The organism is Streptomyces sp. NPDC007205, assembly GCF_040634095.1.
In the GTDB taxonomy this organism is placed as follows: domain Bacteria; phylum Actinomycetota; class Actinomycetes; order Streptomycetales; family Streptomycetaceae; genus Streptomyces.
This window is the reverse complement of the sequence record NZ_JBEYEW010000044.1, coordinates 25,849-41,776: the sequence shown is the minus strand read 5'-3', so window position 1 is coordinate 41,776 and position 15,928 is coordinate 25,849. Positions and strand designations below refer to the sequence as shown.

Genomic DNA, 15,928 nt, shown 5'->3' with positions numbered 1-15,928 from the left:
GCGATGGTGGCGGTCCAGGCCACCGAGGAGGAGGTATTGGGGCTGCTGCGGGACGACCGGGTGGCGATCGCGGCGGTCAACGGGCCCCGGGCTGTCGTCGTGTCGGGTGATGAGGATGCCGTCCTCGCGGTCGCCGAGCAGCTGGAGTTGCTGGGCCGCAAGACACGCCGCCTGAGCGTCTCGCACGCGTTCCACTCACCCCGGATGGACGGGATGCTGACGCAGTTCCGCCAGATCGCCGCCCAACTGACCTACCACACCCCCCGGATCCCCGTCGTCTCGAACGTCACCGGTGAACTCGCCGACGCCGCCCGGCTAGGCTCCGCCGACTACTGGGCTCGGCACGTCCGCGAGGCGGTCCGCTTCGCCGACGGCGTCCGGACCCTCGCCCGCGAAGGCGTGACGAACTTCGTCGAGCTCGGCCCCGACGGCGTACTGACCGCGCTCGTCGAGGACACACTCGACGGTGAGCAGGGCGAACACCTCGCGCTGCCTCTGCTGCGACGCGACCGGCCGGAGACCGGCACACTCGTAGCGGGTCTCGCGCAGCTGTACGCGACAGGCGTCCCGGTGGACTGGCCCGCCTTCTTCGCGGGCAGCGGAGCCCGTAGCGTCGATCTCCCCACCTACGCCTTCCGGCAGGAGCGTTATTGGCTCGATGCCGGTATCGGTGACGACGAGGCCGCGGGAGCGGGTGCGAGCCCGACCGGTCATCCGTTGCTGGGTGCCGCGCTGGACCTCGCCGGGGCCGATGAGGCGCTGTTCACGAGCAGGATCTCGGTGCGGAACCAGCCATCGCTCGTGGCCCACACCGTCTTCGGCAGTCCGGTGCTGTCCGCCGGCGCCTTCGTGGAGCTGGTGGCGCGTGCGGGCGAGGAGGTGGGGGCGTCCGGCGTGGACGAACTCCTGCTCCGTACGCCGCTCGTGCTGCCGGTCGAGGCGGCTGTACGGCTCCAGGTCAGGGTGGGCGCTCCGCAGCCGGAAGGCCCGGAAGGCCCGGAAGGCCCGGAAGGCGCCGGGCGGCGGGCGATCGCTGTGTACGCCCGACCCGATACGGCCGATGCCTCCTGGACCCTGCATGCCGAAGGGCACCTCGCAGCCGGTGACGGCGGCACCCATGCACTGGACCCGGCGGTGCTGGACTCCGCACTCCTGGACCACCCGTTCACGGCGGGCGCAGGGACCGTGCTCGTACCCGCCGAGTGGCGCGGTGTACGGATTCACTCCGCCGTTACGGAGTCGGCTCGGGCGCGCCTGACCGAGACAGGAGAGAACACCGTCGCCGTCCAACTGATCGGCGAGCAGGGGGAGTTGCTCGCAACGGTGGACTCGGTCCGCTACCGGGAGATTGCCGAGGAGGAGTTCGCGGACGCCTCGGGGGTGTACGGCGACGCGTTGTTCCGCGTCGAATGGACACCGGTCACCGCCACCGTTCCGCAATCCGGCGACGCGCTCCACTGGGCCCTGCTCGGAGCCGGCACCGGTACCGGCCCGGACACCGCCCACGACCTGGTACGTCACGAGGACGTGGCCGCGGTCGGCAAGGCCGTCGACGCCGGAGTGCCGCTCGACACCGTACTGACGTACTGGTCATCGGGTGCGGCCGAGAGCGGTACGGCGCTCCACGCGGCGACCGATCGTGTGCTGGCACTCGTCCAGGACTGGCTCGCCGACGAACGGCTCGGCGACACGCCGCTCGTCGTGGTCACCACCAGTGGCGCGGCGGTGGGCGCGCAGGACTCCGTCGACCTGGAGGCGGCGACGGTCCGCGGGCTGCTGCGCTCCGTCCAGGCGGAGCACCCGGCCAGGCTGATCCTCGTCGACATCGAGCCGGTCGGGACAGAGCCGGCCGACGGCGAGCCGGTCGGCACCGAGCCGCGCCACACCCCGCTCGCCACCCTTGCCGCGGCCCTCGCATCGGGCGAGCCCGAAACAGCGGTCCGCGGCGGACGGCTGCTGGCGCCGCGCCTCGGCCGGGTCCCGCGCGAGGGCGGACGCGCCCGGACCTTCGACCCCGAGGGCACCGTGCTGATCACCGGCGGCACCGGTGCGCTGGGCGGCCTGTTCGCCCGGCACCTGGCATCCCGCTACGGCGTGCGGCATCTGCTGCTCGTCGGCCGCAGAGGGCAGGAGGCCGACGGCGCCGAGGAGCTGGCGGCCGAGCTGGCCGCGCTCGGCGCCGATGTCACCTTCGCCGCGTGCGACGTCGCGGACCGCGAAGCGCTCGCGGCAGTCCTGGGCGCGATACCGGCCGAGCATCCGCTCACCGCGGTCGTCCACGCCGCGGGCACCTTGGACAACGGCGTCGTCCCGGCGCCGGACTCCGCCCGGCTCGGCTCCGTACTGCGTCCGAAGGCGGACGGGGCCTGGCATCTGCACGAACTCACCCGGGACATGGACCTGGCGGCCTTCGTGCTCTTCTCCGATGCGGCGGGGACCCTCGGCGGTGCGGGCCGGGCGAGCTACGCGGCGGCGAACGCCCGCCTCGACGCGCTGGCCGGCCACCGGGCGGCGCTCGGGCTGCCCGCCACCTCGCTGGCCTGGGGCCTGTGGGATCTCCCGGAGGGAGCAGGCGGCATCAACGCCGGCCTCGACGAGGCCAGTCGGGCGCGACTGGTCCGGGACGGCTTCCGGCCGCTGACGCCGCGCGTGGGGACGGCACTGTTCGACGCGGCACTCTCCGTGTCCGGGAGCGGCGCCCTCACCGACGCCGTCCTGCTCGCCGCGCCCGTGAACCTGTCGGCGATGCGCGCCCACAGCTCCGTACCCTCGCTGTTCCGGACGCTTGCCGGGGTCCCGGCGCACGCTGCCACCCACGCCGGCGCCGGGGCAGAGCCGTTGGCACGACGTCTCGCCGGACTCGACGACGAGGAACGGCACCGGCTCGTGCTCGACCTGGTGCGTGCGCAGGTGGCCGACACACTCAGGCGTGCAGATCCGGCCTCCGTGGGGGCCGAACGGCCCTTCCAGGACATGGGCTTCGACTCGCTCACCGCCGTCGACCTGCGCAACAGGCTGAAGGCCGAGACCGGGCTGCCGCTGCCCGCGACACTGATCTTCGACCACCCGTCGCCGGCCGCGCTCACGCGGTTCATCCTCGCGCAGGCGGCGGCCGACGAGCAGCCCGGCGCCACCTCGGTCCTGGCCGGACTGGACGGACTGGAGGCCGCGATCGCGTCGGCCGACCCCGACGGCCTGGACCGGACCGTGATCACCGAACGTCTGCGGGTGCTGCTGGCCAGGCTGGACTCCCACCGGACGGCGGACGAGCAGGCGCCCGACGCGGCGAGCAGGCTCGCCGACGCATCGGCCGACGAAATCTTCGACTTCATCGACAGCGAGCTGGGCCGCGGCACGAACTGACCGTCCCCGCACGCCGCTTCGACCCAGCGGTCCGTCCCTGTCCCTTCAGCTCCACCAACCCCTCAGCCATCCAAGGAGAAGCGGGTTCCCCATGCCGAACGAAGAGAAGCTGGTCGAGTACCTCAAGTGGGTGACCGCGGATCTCCAGAAGACGCGCCAACGGGTCGCCGAACTGGAGGCGGGACAGGACGAGCCCGTGGCGATCGTCGGCATGGCCTGCCGGTTCCCGGGTGTCACCTCGCCGGACGAGCTGTGGCAGCTCGTCATCGACGAGGGCGACGCGATCACGGACTTCCCCACCGACCGCGGCTGGGACCTGGACAGCCTCTACGACCCCGATCCGACCCGGCCCGGGAAGATCTACATCCGCCAGGGCGGCTTCCTCGACGGCGCGACCCGGTTCGACGCCGCCTTCTTCGGAATCTCGCCGCGCGAGGCCCTGGCCATGGACCCGCAGCAGCGGGTGCTGCTGGAGACCGCTTGGGAGGCCATCGAGCAGGCGGGCATCGACCCCACGACCCTCAAGGGGTCCAGGACCGGTGTCTTCGCGGGTCTTGTCGAACAGAGCTATCTGGACCTGGACAGCCCCGAGGAGTTCGAGGGCTACCAGATGACCAGCAAGCTCAGCTCGATGGCGTCGGGCCGCATCTCGTACACCCTGGGCCTGGAGGGCCCTTCGGTGTCGGTCGACACGGCCTGCTCGTCGTCGCTGGTCGCCCTGCATCTCGCGGTGCAGTCGCTGCGGTCGGGCGAGTCGACGCTGGCGCTCGCGGGCGCCTCGTACATCTCCGCGCACCCGGGTGGATACATCGACGGCTCCCGGCAGCGGGGACTCGCCGAGGACGGCCGGTGCAAGCCGTTTTCCGCCGCCGCCGACGGCATCGGCTGGTCCGAGGGCGTCGGCCTCCTCGTGGTCGAGAAGCTCGCGGACGCACGGCGCAACGGCCACCGGGTCCTCGCCGTCGTACGGGGGAGCGCCGTCAACCAGGACGGCGCGTCGAACGGCCTGACCGCGCCCAACGGTCCCTCGCAGGAGCGGGTGATCCGCCAGGCGCTGGCCAACGCCAAGCTGACGGCGGCCGATGTGGACGCGGTCGAGGCGCACGGCACAGGCACCCGGCTCGGCGACCCCATCGAGGCCCAGGCGCTGCTGGCCACCTACGGCAGGGCGAGGCCCGAAGGGCGACCGCTGCTCGTCGGCTCCTTCAAGTCCAACATCGGCCACGCACAAGCGGCTTCGGGCGTCGGCGGGCTGATCAAAATGATTCAGTCCATGCGCCACGGCGTGCTGCCGAGGATGCTGCACCTCGACGAACCCACGCCCTTCGTGGACTGGTCGGCGGGTGACGTCGAACTGCTCGGCGAGGCCCGGCCGTGGCCCGAGACGGGTGCGCCGCGCAGGGGCGCGGTCTCGGCGTTCGGAGCGAGCGGCACCAACGCGCACGTCATCCTGGAACAGGCGCCCGAGGACGAGCCCGAGCCGACGCCGGCCGTGGACCCGCCCGCCGCCGACCTGCCGGCCGTGCCATGGGTGCTGTCCGCCAAGACCCCCGACGCGCTGCGGGCGCAGGCCCGCAGGCTGCACACCTTCGCCACCCGTGACACCGGCCCCGGCACGCTGGACGTGGCGCTGTCGCTCGCCACCACCCGTACGGCGATGGACCAGCGAGCCCTGGTGGTCGGCCGCGACCGGGAACAACTGCTGACCGGTCTGGACGCCTTGGCGAACGGGACCGAGGCGGACAACGTCGTCACCGGCACCGCCGGCGAACGCGGCAAGACGGTGTTCGTCTTCCCCGGACAGGGCAGCCAGTGGCCCGAGATGGCCCGCGAGCTGCTCGATGCCTCCGACGTGTTCGCGGCACGGATCGCGGAGTGCGCCAAGGCGCTGGAGCCGTACGTCGACTGGTCGTTGGACGACGTGCTGCGCGGAGCCGAGGGCGCGGCGTCGCTGGAGCGGCTCGACGTCGTGCAGCCCACGCTGTTCGCGGTCATGGTGTCACTGGCCGAGCTGTGGCGTGCGCACGGCGTGGAGCCCGCGGCCGTCGTCGGGCACTCGCAGGGCGAGGTCGCCGCCGCGTGTGTCGCGGGAGCGCTGTCCCTTGACGACGCCGCCCGGGTGGTCGCCCTGCGCAGCCTCATCGCCCTCAAGCTCCAGGGCACCGGCGGCATGGGTGCCGTCGGGCTGCCGCGCGAGGACGTCGCCGCACGCCTGGAGCAGTGGGACGGCAGGCTGTCGATCGCGGTGGAGAACGGCCCCAGTTCGGTGCTGGTCGCCGGGGACCGCGACGCCCTCGACGAGCTCGTCGCCCAGTGCAAGGCGGACGGGGCGCGGACCAAGCGGTTCCCCACGGACTTCGCCTCGCACTCGGCGCAGGTGGAGGCCGTACGGGAGGAGCTGCTGGAGGCGCTCGCGCCGGTACGGCCGCAGCAGGGCACCGTTCCGTTCTTCTCGACGGTGACCTGCGACTGGGTGGACACCGACCGTCTGGACGCCGCGTACTGGTACTCGAACCTGCGCGGGACGGTCGAGTTCGCCCGTTCGGCCCTGGCCCTGGCCGAGCAGGGGTACGGGGCCTTCGTCGAGGTCAGCCCCCACCCGGTGCTGACCTCGCACCTTCAGGAGAACCTCGGCGACGAACCGGTCGTCACCGGCACTCTCCGGCGCGACGAGGGCGGCATCGACCGCTTCCTCGCCTCCCTGGGCGACTATCAGGTGCGCGGCGGGGAGGTCGACTGGCCGCGGCTGTTCGCGGGCACCGGCGCTCGTCGCGTGGAGCTGCCGACGTACGCCTTCCAGCACGAACGGTATTGGTACGAGTCCGGCTCCGACACGCTCGACGCCACCGGTCTCGGGATGAGCGCGACCGGCCATCCGCTGCTCGGCGCCGCGGTTGCCCTGGCCGGAACCGAGCAGACGCTGTTCACCTGCCGGCTCTCGCTGCACACGCATCCCTGGCTGGCCGACCACACCGTCGCGGGCACGGTCGTCCTGCCGTCGTCCGCCCTGGTGGAACTCGCCTTGCGCGCAGGTGACGAACTCGGCTGCACGGCCGTCGACGAACTGCGCGCCGGCACACCGCTCGTGCTGCCCGCGCACGGCGGCGTGCAGCTCCAGGTAGTGGTGGGCGCCGCGGACGAGGACGGCGTGCGGCATGTCACCGTGCACGCCCGTCCCGAGGACGGCGACGTCCAGTGGGCCGAGATCGCCCGGGCGCGGCTGAGCGTCCGCGGCGGAGGCGCTCCGTCCACCACAGCACAGTGGCCGCCCGCGGGGGCCAAGGCGATCGACCTGGAGGGGGCGTACGACGGGCTCGCCGCGGCGGGCCTGGCTTACGGCCCGCAGTTCCGGGCGCTGACCGCGCTCTGGCGTGCCGACGACTCCGTCGTGCACGCGGAGCTGGCGCTCCCGGAGCAGTCCGTCGGCGACGCCGCCCGGTTCGGTGTGCACCCTGCCCTGCTCGACGCGCTGACGCACGCCGCGCAGCTCGCGGACGCAGCGGCCGACGCCGCGGCACGGCCGCCGGCGTCCACTGCCGTCGGCTGGGGAGACGTCCAGCTGTACGCCACCGGCGCCACCGCGCTGCGCGCGCGGCTGACCCGTGCAGCCGACGGCAGCCTGTCCGCTCTGCTCACCGACCTGAGCGGGCAGCCGGTCGCCGCCGTCGGCTCACTCACGCTCGGACCCATGGCGGCCGGCCGGCTCGAGCGCGCCGGAGCCCGCGACAACGACGCGCTCTTCCACACCGACTGGACCCCGATCGCGCTCGCGCACCCCGACGAGCCGCTCCGTTTCGCCGAGTTGGGCGACACCGAGATCTCCCCGGCGCGGACGGGAGACGTCGACGCCGTCCTCGTACGCCTGAGGTCGCGGGACGCGGACGACCCCGTTCGCGCCGCCCACGCGGCCACCCACCGGGTGCTGTCCCTCATCCAGGCGTGGCTCGCCGATGACTCCCTCTCCGACACACCGCTGCTCGTACTGACCCGGGGAGCGGTGGCCGCCGCACCCGGTGAAGGGGTACGCGATCTGGGCGCGGCGGCCGTGTGGGGCCAGATCCGCTCGGCACAGTCGGAGAACCCGGGCCGGTTCGTGCTGGTGGACACCGCGGACGCCGACGGCGAACCCTCGCCGGAGACTCTTTCGGCGGTCGTCACCTCCGGTGAGTCCCAACTCGCCCTGCGGGCGGGCAAGGTGCTGCTCCCGCGGCTGCGCCGAGTGCCGGTGACTCCCACGGGATCGCCCTCCGGGTCCTGGAACCCCAGCGGAACCGTGCTCATCACCGGCGGCACCGGCACCCTGGGCGGCCTGTTCGCCCGTCATCTCGTCGTCGAGCACGGCGTGACCCGGCTGCTGCTCACCAGCCGCCGGGGCCCCGGCGCGCCGGGCGCCGCCGAGCTCGCGGCCGAGCTCACCGAACTCGGCGCCGAGGTCGACGTCTCCGCCTGCGACGCCGCCGACCGGGACGCGCTCGCCCGCGTACTGGCCGCGATTCCGCAGGACCGTCCGCTGACCGGCGTGGTGCATGCCGCCGGCACCCTGGACGACGGGCTGATCACCGCGATGACCCCGGAGCGCCTGGACGGCGTGCTGCGGCCGAAGGTCGACGCGGCGTGGCATCTGCACGAACTCACCCGCGACCTCGACCTGTCCGCGTTCGTACTGTTCTCGTCCCTCGCGGGCGTCATCGGCGGGGCCGGCCAGTCCAGTTACGCCGCAGCGAACACCTTCCTCGACGGCCTCGCCGAGTACCGGGCCCGTCTCGGCCTGCCCGCCACCTCGGTTGCCTGGGGCCTGTGGGCGCAGACCGGCACCACGGGTGACCTGTCGGCGGCCGACCTGGAACGCATCGCGCGCGCCGGCTATCCGCCCATCGCCTCCGAACGGGGCCCGGCGATGCTGGACCTCGCGCTGGGCCTCGAACGCGCCACCGCCGTGGCCACCCCGCTGAACATCGAGGCGCTGCGCGAACAGCCGCGGCAGGTGCCCGCGGTGCTCGGGTCCCTGGTGCGCGTACCCACGCGTCCCGCCGCCCGGAACAGCGATGTCCCCGTCGGCTCTCTGGCGCGCGACCTCAGCGGCCTGCCGGAGGAGGAGCAGCGAGGCCGGGTGCTCCATCTCGTGCGGGCCGAAGCAGGGGCGGTGCTCGGCCATGCCGCACCGGACAGCATCGGTGAGCACCAGCCCTTCACCGAGCTGGGCTTCGACTCACTGACCGCCGTCGAACTGCGCAACCGGCTCGGCTCGCTGACCGGGCTGCGCCTGCCGACCACGCTCGTTTTCGACCACCCCACCCTTGCCGGACTCACCGAGTACCTGTGGGGCGAACTGGTGGGGCAGACGGGCGCGGACGACGGATCGGCCGACCGTTCCGCGGTCGACTTCGCCGCGGAGATACGCCTCCCCGACGACATCCGCCCCGCTACTGAGGTACACCGCGTCGCCGAGAACCCCAAGGAGGTGTTCCTGACCGGCGCCACCGGGTTCCTGGGCGCGTACCTCCTGCGCGATCTGATGCGTACGACGGACGCGACCGTGCACTGCCTGGTGCGGGGCGCCGACGAGACGGTGGCGCTGGAGCGGCTGCGGGCGAACCTGCAGTGGTACGGAATCTGGGACCAGGTCGACAACGAGCGGCTGTCGGTCGTGGTCGGCGATCTCGGCCTGCCGGGCCTGGGGCTCGCTCCTGAGCGCTTCGACGAGCTGGCCCGGGCGGTCGACGCGGTCTATCACCCGGGGGCCATGGTCAACTGGGTCCAGCCGTATGCGACGGTCAAGGCGGCCAACGTGTCGGGCACCGAGGAGATCCTCCGGTTGGCCGCCCGCCACCGCACGGTCCCCGTCCACTACGTGTCCACCCTTGGCGTGTACGTCGGCCGGGACACCAGCGGTGCCGGCATCAAGGTCTCCGACCCGAGCGGCCCCGGCGAGACCCTGCCGACCGGCTACACCCAGAGCAAGTGGGTGGCGGAACAGATCATCGAGTTGGCCAGGGAGCGGGGCCTGCCGGTCTCCGTCTACCGGGTCGACCTGATCGCCGGGGACCACGAGAGCGGAGCCTGCCAGACCCGCGACTTCGTGTGGCTCAGCCTGAAGGGGCTGCTCCAGGCCGCGGCGGTGCCGGGTGACATCCCGGTGCGGTTCCGTCTGATGCCGGTCGACTATGCGAGCGCCGCGATTCTGCACATCTCCCGGCAAGCCGGGAGGGACGGCCGGACGTTCCACGTGTGCAGCCACACCGGACTGACCCTGGGCACCATGGTGGAGGAGTTGCGCGCGCACGGGTACACGCTCGATGAACTCGACTGGGACAGCTGGCGTGCACGCGTGACCGCCGACCCGGACAACGCGATGGTCCCGCTCTTCGACGCGTTCGAGGTGATGGCCGCCGCTCCGGACGCCTTCTACCCGCCGATCGACGACCGCGAGACGGTCGAGGCACTGGCGGGCAGCGGCATCCGCTGCCCGGAAGCGACCCGCGAACTGTTCGGCAAGCACGTCGAGTTCTTCGCCGAGAGGGGGTACTTCCCGGCGAAGTAGGAGCCGGGGAGCCGGGAGCTCGGAGGCGGGGTGATGTGTCAGGGAGTCGGGATCGCGGCCTGAGGTGGTGAGCCCCGACCGGTACACCGGCGCGACCGTGACCGTGACCGTGACCGTGCGGCAGGACGGTCCGGCGAGTGCTTGTCTCAGCCCGGTCGCCCGGTCGCCCCACGACCATGCGCAGGCGGTGACGTCACACGCGACCGTCTCGCATGCCGTGGCCGCCTTCGTACTGACGTGGTGGCTGCGGCGTGGCGAGGCCGCGCTGTGGTCGCTCCTGCGACGGGCCGTCGCGTTCATCCCCGGGCTCGCCGCCTGGTGGCAGGTGATCGGAGGGGCGCGGCGCATTCCTGGCGCACCCTTCGTCCGGCCGCCCGCCGCGGAGCCCTGGCGACCGAGGGCGGTGCTCCTGCGGTACGCCGTCCACCGGCGCGGGCCGCCTGCGGGGACGTGGTACGCGATCCGCCCCCGACGCAGCCGTCTCTCAGTACGGAGATCAATCCACTCATGTCCCCGAACCGCATCACCCTGCGCCGTGCCGGTGCCCTCACCGCCCTGACCGCCGCCGGACTTCTCGCTGCCGCGGGCGTCGCGTCCGCGCACGTCACCGTTCATCCCGACAGCTACGCCAAGGGAGCCACGGACGGTGTCCTGACCTTCCGAGTGCCGAGTGGCCTTCGGCCAGCTGTCCGACGACACCGACCAGCTGACCTTCAAGGCCCTCCAGAGCTACTCCGACGGCAAGGTCGTCCGGTGGATCGAGGAGGCCCAGGGCAACGACGAGCCGGAGAACCCCGCGCCGGTCCTCAAGCTGACCGCCAAGGGCGCCGCGGAAGGCGGTGCCACGTCGGCGGCCCCGTCCGCACCCGCGAAGGGCGCCGCGAGCTCCGCCTCCAGCGCGTCCGACGACTCGACCGCACGGGACCTCGGCATCGCCGGTCTGGTGGTAGGCGTACTGGGCCTGGCCGCGGCGGTGTTCGCCGTCGTGCGCACGCGTTCCACCGGGGGCGGGGACGCGTGGCACGGGTGTCGGCCATGTGGCGCACGTCATAACTCGATGTTGGAACTCGGCCTTCGATCCGTCCGACTCCTAGAGCGGTACGGCTGGACTGCTTGCCGCCGTACGACGGTTCGACGCGACCAGGAAAGGTCGAGCATGGCCGAGTCCCGACACCCGTCCCGCAGCGCGGACATGGGTCCCCGCACATGGATGCCCCCGCCCGCGCTCTGCGGCTTCCTGTTGCTGCTGGCGCTCGTCTTCACGGTGTCGTACGCCGTGGGATCAGCCGTCGGCCCTGTGGCGCCGGGCATACACGGCACCGGAGCCGACGGCGGCAGCGGCAGCGGCGGCGGCAGCGGGGGCGCTGGTGGCGGTGACACGGGTGGCATGCCCGGCATGCACGGGGGCGGTGAGTGATGGGAGTCGAACCGCCGGCACAACTCCTGGTCACCGACCTGACGGTCGGCGGCATGACGTGCGCGGCCTGCGTGCGACGGGTGGAGAGGAAGCTCGCCAAGCTCGACGGGGTCACCGCGACCGTCAATCTCGCCACCGGACTCGCCCGGGTCAGTCATCCGGCGGACATCCTTCCGGAGGACCTCGTCACGGCCGTCGAACAGGCAGGGTACGAGGCCGCGTTCCCCGAGCCCCCCGCGCCGGAGGGGCGTGACGAGACGGCCGGCGACGAGGACGGTTCCGAGGCCGCCACCCGGCAGGAACGCGAGCGGCTCCTTGTCACCGCGCTGCTGGCCGTCCCCGTCCTGGTGCTGTCGATGGTGCCGTCCCTGCAGTTCCGCGACTGGCAGTGGCTGTGCTTCATGCTGGCGGCACCGGTGGCGGTATGGAGTGCCTGGCCGTTTCATGTGCGGGCGGTGCGGGGGCTGCGGCACTCCACGGCCACCATGGACACCCTCGTCTCGCTGGGCGTGGTGGCCTCCTTCGCCTGGTCGGTGTACGCGCTGTTCCTCGGGGGAGCGGGCGACCCCGGCATGCGGATGCCGTTCAGTCTGCTGCCGTCCGCGTCGGACGGGTCGGCGCATGTCTACCTGGAGGCCGCGGTCGGTGTGCCGCTGTTCGTGCTGACCGGGCGGTTCCTGGAGGCGCGGGCCAGGCGGGGGACCGGGGCCGCCCTGCGGTCGCTGGCGGAGCTCGCCGCCAAGGAGGTGTCCGTTCGCGACGAACACGGCGAGCGTTCCGTCCCCATCGAGCAGTTGCGGGTGGGGCAGATCTTCGCCGTGCGTCCGGGCGAGCGGGTCGCCACCGACGGCCGGGTGGTGGAGGGCAGTTCCGCCGTGGACCTGTCCCTGGTCACCGGTGAGAGCGAGCCCGTAGAGGTGGGGCCCGACTCGGCCCTGGTCGGCGGAGCCGTGAACGCCGGCGGGTTGCTGCTCGTCCGTGCCACCGCGGTCGGGGCGGACACACAGCTGGCCCGCATCAGCCGACTGGTGACGGAGGCCCAGGCGGGCAAGGCGCGGGCACAGCGGCTGGCCGACGCGGTGGCCGGTGTGTTCGTGCCCGTCGTGCTGACCATCGCCGTCACGGTGCTCGGGTTCTGGCTCGGCGCCGGAGCCGACCCCCAGGCGGCGATCACCGCGTGCGTGGCCGTACTGGTCGTGGCCTGCCCCTGCGCGCTCGGCCTGGCCACGCCGACCGCCCTGATGGCCGCCACCGGCCGCGGGGCTCAGCTGGGCGTGCTGGTCAGCGGCCCACAGACGCTGGAGACACTCCAGCACATCGACACGGTCGTCCTGGACAAGACCGGCACTCTGACCAGTGGCCGCATGACCGTCGCCCGGGTCACGGCCGCCCCGGGCGGACTCGGGCAGGAAGCCGTGCTCCGCCTGGCCGGTGCCGTGGAACAGGGCTCGGAGCATCCCCTCGGCCGGGCCATCGCCGCATACGCACGGCGCTCGGCGGCCGAGGAGCCGCTGCCCGCCGTCAGCGACTTCGTGGCCACGCCGGGCCGGGGAGTACACGGTCGCGTGGACGGCTGCACGGTGGAAGTGCTGGCGCCCGACGACGGGTTGCCGGCCGCGCTGGCGGACGCCCTCGCCGCGGCGGAGACCGCCGCGCACACCCCGGTCCTCGTGCGGGTGGACGGGGCGGCCGAGGCGCTGATCGCGGTCGGCGACGTCGTGCGCCCCGGCAGTTACCGGGCCGTGGACCGGCTGCGCAGGCTCGGGATCCACCCCGTACTCGCCACCGGCGACCGGGAGGCACCCGCCCGGGCCGTGGCCGACGGGCTCGGCATCGACGAGGTCCACGCCCGCTGCACGCCCGAGGACAAGGCAACGCTGGTACGGCAGTTGCAGGAGGAGGGCCGCCGCGTCGCGGTCGTCGGCGACGGAGTGAACGACGCCGCAGCGCTCGCCGGCGCCGATCTGGGCATCGCCATGGGCAGCGGTACGGACGTGGCCATCGGCGCGGCCGACCTCACTCTCGTACGCGGGGACATCGAAGCCCTGGGAGACGCCGTCCTGCTCGCCCGGCGCACGCTCGGCACGATCCGGGCCAACCTGGTCTGGGCCTTCGGCTACAACGTCGTCACCGTGCCGCTCGCCATGGTCGGCCTGCTCAACCCCATGGTGGCCGCGGCCGCCATGTCGGCCAGCTCCGTACTGGTCGTGGGTAACAGCCTGCGCCTGCGCGCCTGGCAGCCGGCGCCCGCCCCGGCGCGCGAGCGACGCCAGAGGAGGGCCGGTCACCGGTGAACCGACGACTCGTCCGCCTGGCGGCCCGGCTCGGTGATCGTCGTCGGCTGACCGACACCCTCCTTGCCGTCCTTGTGCCCGTCGCCGCGTCCAGCCTGGCCCTCGCGTGCCTGACCACCTGGGTCGGTACGGGCAGTGCGGGCAGCCCGGCCCGCATACGCGTCACCGAAGGGCGCGTCCTTCTCCCGGTCACCGGTTCCTCCGAGACGGCGGCGTTCTTCCGCATCACCAATGAGGGCGGCTCGGCCGACCGTCTGGTGCGGGTCACCTCGCCCGACGCTCCCCGCGGAGTAAGTCTGGCCCGCCATCACATGGGGAGCGGAGCGACGGCCTACCGGACCTCGATCGAGTCGGTCGAGATACAGGCGGGGAAGAGCGTCGCCCTGTCGCCCTACGGGGTGGACCTCACGGTGACGGCCCCGACCGGCGAATGGCGACCGGGTGACCTCGTGTCCTTCACCCTCACGTTCAGCCGCAGCGGACAGGTGAAGCTCCCCGCGGTCGTCGTCCGACCTGGAACGGTCGCCTTCTAGCAGCGTCCGTCCTGGAACCCTCGCGATACAGAAGTCGTCTGCGATGCCCGCCGAGTTCCCGTCTTCTGAGTGTGGCGTGTGTCACCCTTCTCTGGTTGAGTCCGGGGGCAGGTCTTTCTGCGTACCCCCTGACGACGATCGGACCACGGGTGCGAAGATGGGCGCGTCATGACTGTCGGAGGGTGGTGCCGCACACTGCGGGCCGGTGTGTTCGCCGCCGCCTGCGTGCTGCTCGCTGCCCTCGGCCACGTGCTCATGTCCGCTGCCTCGGTGCCCTGGTGGGCCATGGCGGCGGGCGGCGCCGGGACAGGTGCGGCCGGTTGGTGCCTCGCCGGCCGTGAGCGTGGAACCGCGCTGATCGTGACTGTCGTGGTCGCGGCTCAGGCGGTGCTCCACGAGACCTTCTCCTTCGCCCAGTCCGCCGCATCCGGCCACACCGCTGCCTCGCACAGCATGGGCTCGATGGACATGGGCTCCATGCACGTGGCCGGGATGCACATGGCCGGCACGGGCCACATGGGGGCGGAATCCATGACCCACATGGGGGACGGCATGCACGGTTCCCACAGCATGGGCGGCACGGCCGGGTTCGGGATGTACGCCGCTCACCTGCTCGCCGCGGTCCTGTGCGGCCTGTGGCTGGCGTACGGCGAGCGCGCGGTCTTCCGCATCCTCCGGGCCGCGGCCACCCGCCTGGTGGCACCCCTGCGGATGCTGCTCGCCCTGCCCGTGCCGCCACGCAGGCCGTCCGTGCGAAGGCGCCGGCACACCGGTCATCGCGTCCTGGCACGACTCCTTCTCTGTTACGCCATCATCTCCCGAGGGCCGCCCGCACGGACCGCTGTCGTCTGAGACAGCTGGATCCACCGGGGCTCTCCCTTCTTTTCTCTCCGCAGGTCTCCTGAGCCTTCCTCGGAAGCCTCTGCGAGCCGTGCCGTGAGCGGTTCCTGAGGAACCGGCGCGCACCGGCCGCGCCCACACGAGCCTGCGCGGGCCCCGGGCACCGCCGTACCAACCCCTACGGCTGCACCCCACTCACCGGAGAGCCGTGGCCTCACCATGGCCGGGCCCCGGATGACTTGAGAAGGACTCCTCGTGATCACTTCTGCCCTGCCTGCTTCCCGAACGCAGAGGGTCTCGGCGGACGCGTCGGCGACCGCCTGGGCGCTGGCCGCCCGGAGCGGTGACCCGGACGCGGCCGAACGCTTCGTGCGGGCCTTGCACTCCGACGTGCTGCGCTACGTCGCGTACCTGGGGGCGGACCCCCAGAACATCGACGATCTGACACAGGACACGTTCGTGCGGGCGCTCGACAGCCTGCACCGGTTCGAGGGGCGCGCCTCGGCCCGTACCTGGCTGCTGTCCATCGCCCGCTGCGCGGTCATCGACAGCTTCCGCCGTGCGGCCGTCCGCCCTCGGACGGCGGACACCCACGACTGGCAGTCGGTCGTGGAATGGGCCCAGCCGCACGGTCTGCCGGGCTTCGACGACGGCATCGCGCTTCTCGACCTGCTGGAGGCGCTCCCCGACGAACGCCGTGAGGCATTCGTTCTCACCCAGGTGGTGGGGCTGTCCTATGAGGAGGCCGCCCGGCTCTGCGGCTGCCCTCTCGGCACGGTGCGGTCCCGCGTGGCCCGCGCACGGATGACCCTCATGCGGTTGCTCGACGAGGCCGACAGACCCGGCGCGGAGACCGGCGCGGGGGAGCCCGCTCGTCGGACGACCGCTCCGGCCGCCACGGCGGCCTGAGAGGGACGGTTCCGGCGTCACCCGCGGACGG

The 15,928-nt window shown here is 72.7% G+C and carries 6 protein-coding genes and 1 pseudogene; all 7 read left to right on the top strand.

The genetic code is table 11. The features are described from left to right. Window positions 1-3,363: type I polyketide synthase (locus ABZ624_RS37155; protein WP_360099097.1), on the top strand; the 3,363-nt coding region annotated here is incomplete at its 5' end. Between the two features lie 91 nt (window positions 3,364-3,454). Continuing rightward, a complete protein-coding gene (locus tag ABZ624_RS37150) occupies window positions 3,455-9,904 on the top strand; it encodes a thioester reductase domain-containing protein (protein ID WP_360099095.1) in 6,450 nt (2,149 codons plus the stop codon). Between the two features lie 507 nt (window positions 9,905-10,411). After that, window positions 10,412-10,904 (top strand): annotated as a pseudogene (locus ABZ624_RS37145) (DUF1775 domain-containing protein); the annotation flags it as partial. Between the two features lie 416 nt (window positions 10,905-11,320). Beyond that, window positions 11,321-13,615 carry a heavy metal translocating P-type ATPase gene (locus ABZ624_RS37140; RefSeq protein WP_360099093.1) on the top strand — a complete coding sequence of 765 codons (2,295 nt, stop codon included), beginning with the start codon at window positions 11,321-11,323 and terminating at the stop codon, window positions 13,613-13,615. Next, window positions 13,612-14,148, top strand: coding sequence for a copper chaperone PCu(A)C (locus ABZ624_RS37135; protein WP_360099092.1), 537 nt, complete (start codon window positions 13,612-13,614; stop codon window positions 14,146-14,148). Before ABZ624_RS37140 ends, ABZ624_RS37135 begins: the two co-directional genes overlap by 4 nt. A gap of 168 nt (window positions 14,149-14,316) precedes the next feature. Continuing rightward, window positions 14,317-15,000, top strand: coding sequence for a hypothetical protein (locus tag ABZ624_RS37130; RefSeq protein ID WP_360099090.1), 684 nt, complete (start codon window positions 14,317-14,319; stop codon window positions 14,998-15,000). A gap of 243 nt (window positions 15,001-15,243) precedes the next feature. Then, a complete protein-coding gene (locus ABZ624_RS37125; RefSeq protein WP_360099088.1) occupies window positions 15,244-15,897 on the top strand; it encodes a sigma-70 family RNA polymerase sigma factor in 654 nt (217 codons plus the stop codon). Window positions 15,898-15,928: the final 31 nt, after the last annotated feature.

Bases quoted from the DNA above. Each gene is read 5' to 3' on its own strand.
- ABZ624_RS37150 (WP_360099095.1), top strand. From the start codon at position 3,455: ATGCCGAACGAAGAGAAGCTGGTCGAGTACCTCAAGTGGGTGACCGCG.
- ABZ624_RS37140 (WP_360099093.1), top strand. From the start codon at position 11,321: ATGGGAGTCGAACCGCCGGCACAACTCCTGGTCACCGACCTGACGGTC.
- ABZ624_RS37130 (WP_360099090.1), top strand. From the start codon at position 14,317: ATGACTGTCGGAGGGTGGTGCCGCACACTGCGGGCCGGTGTGTTCGCC.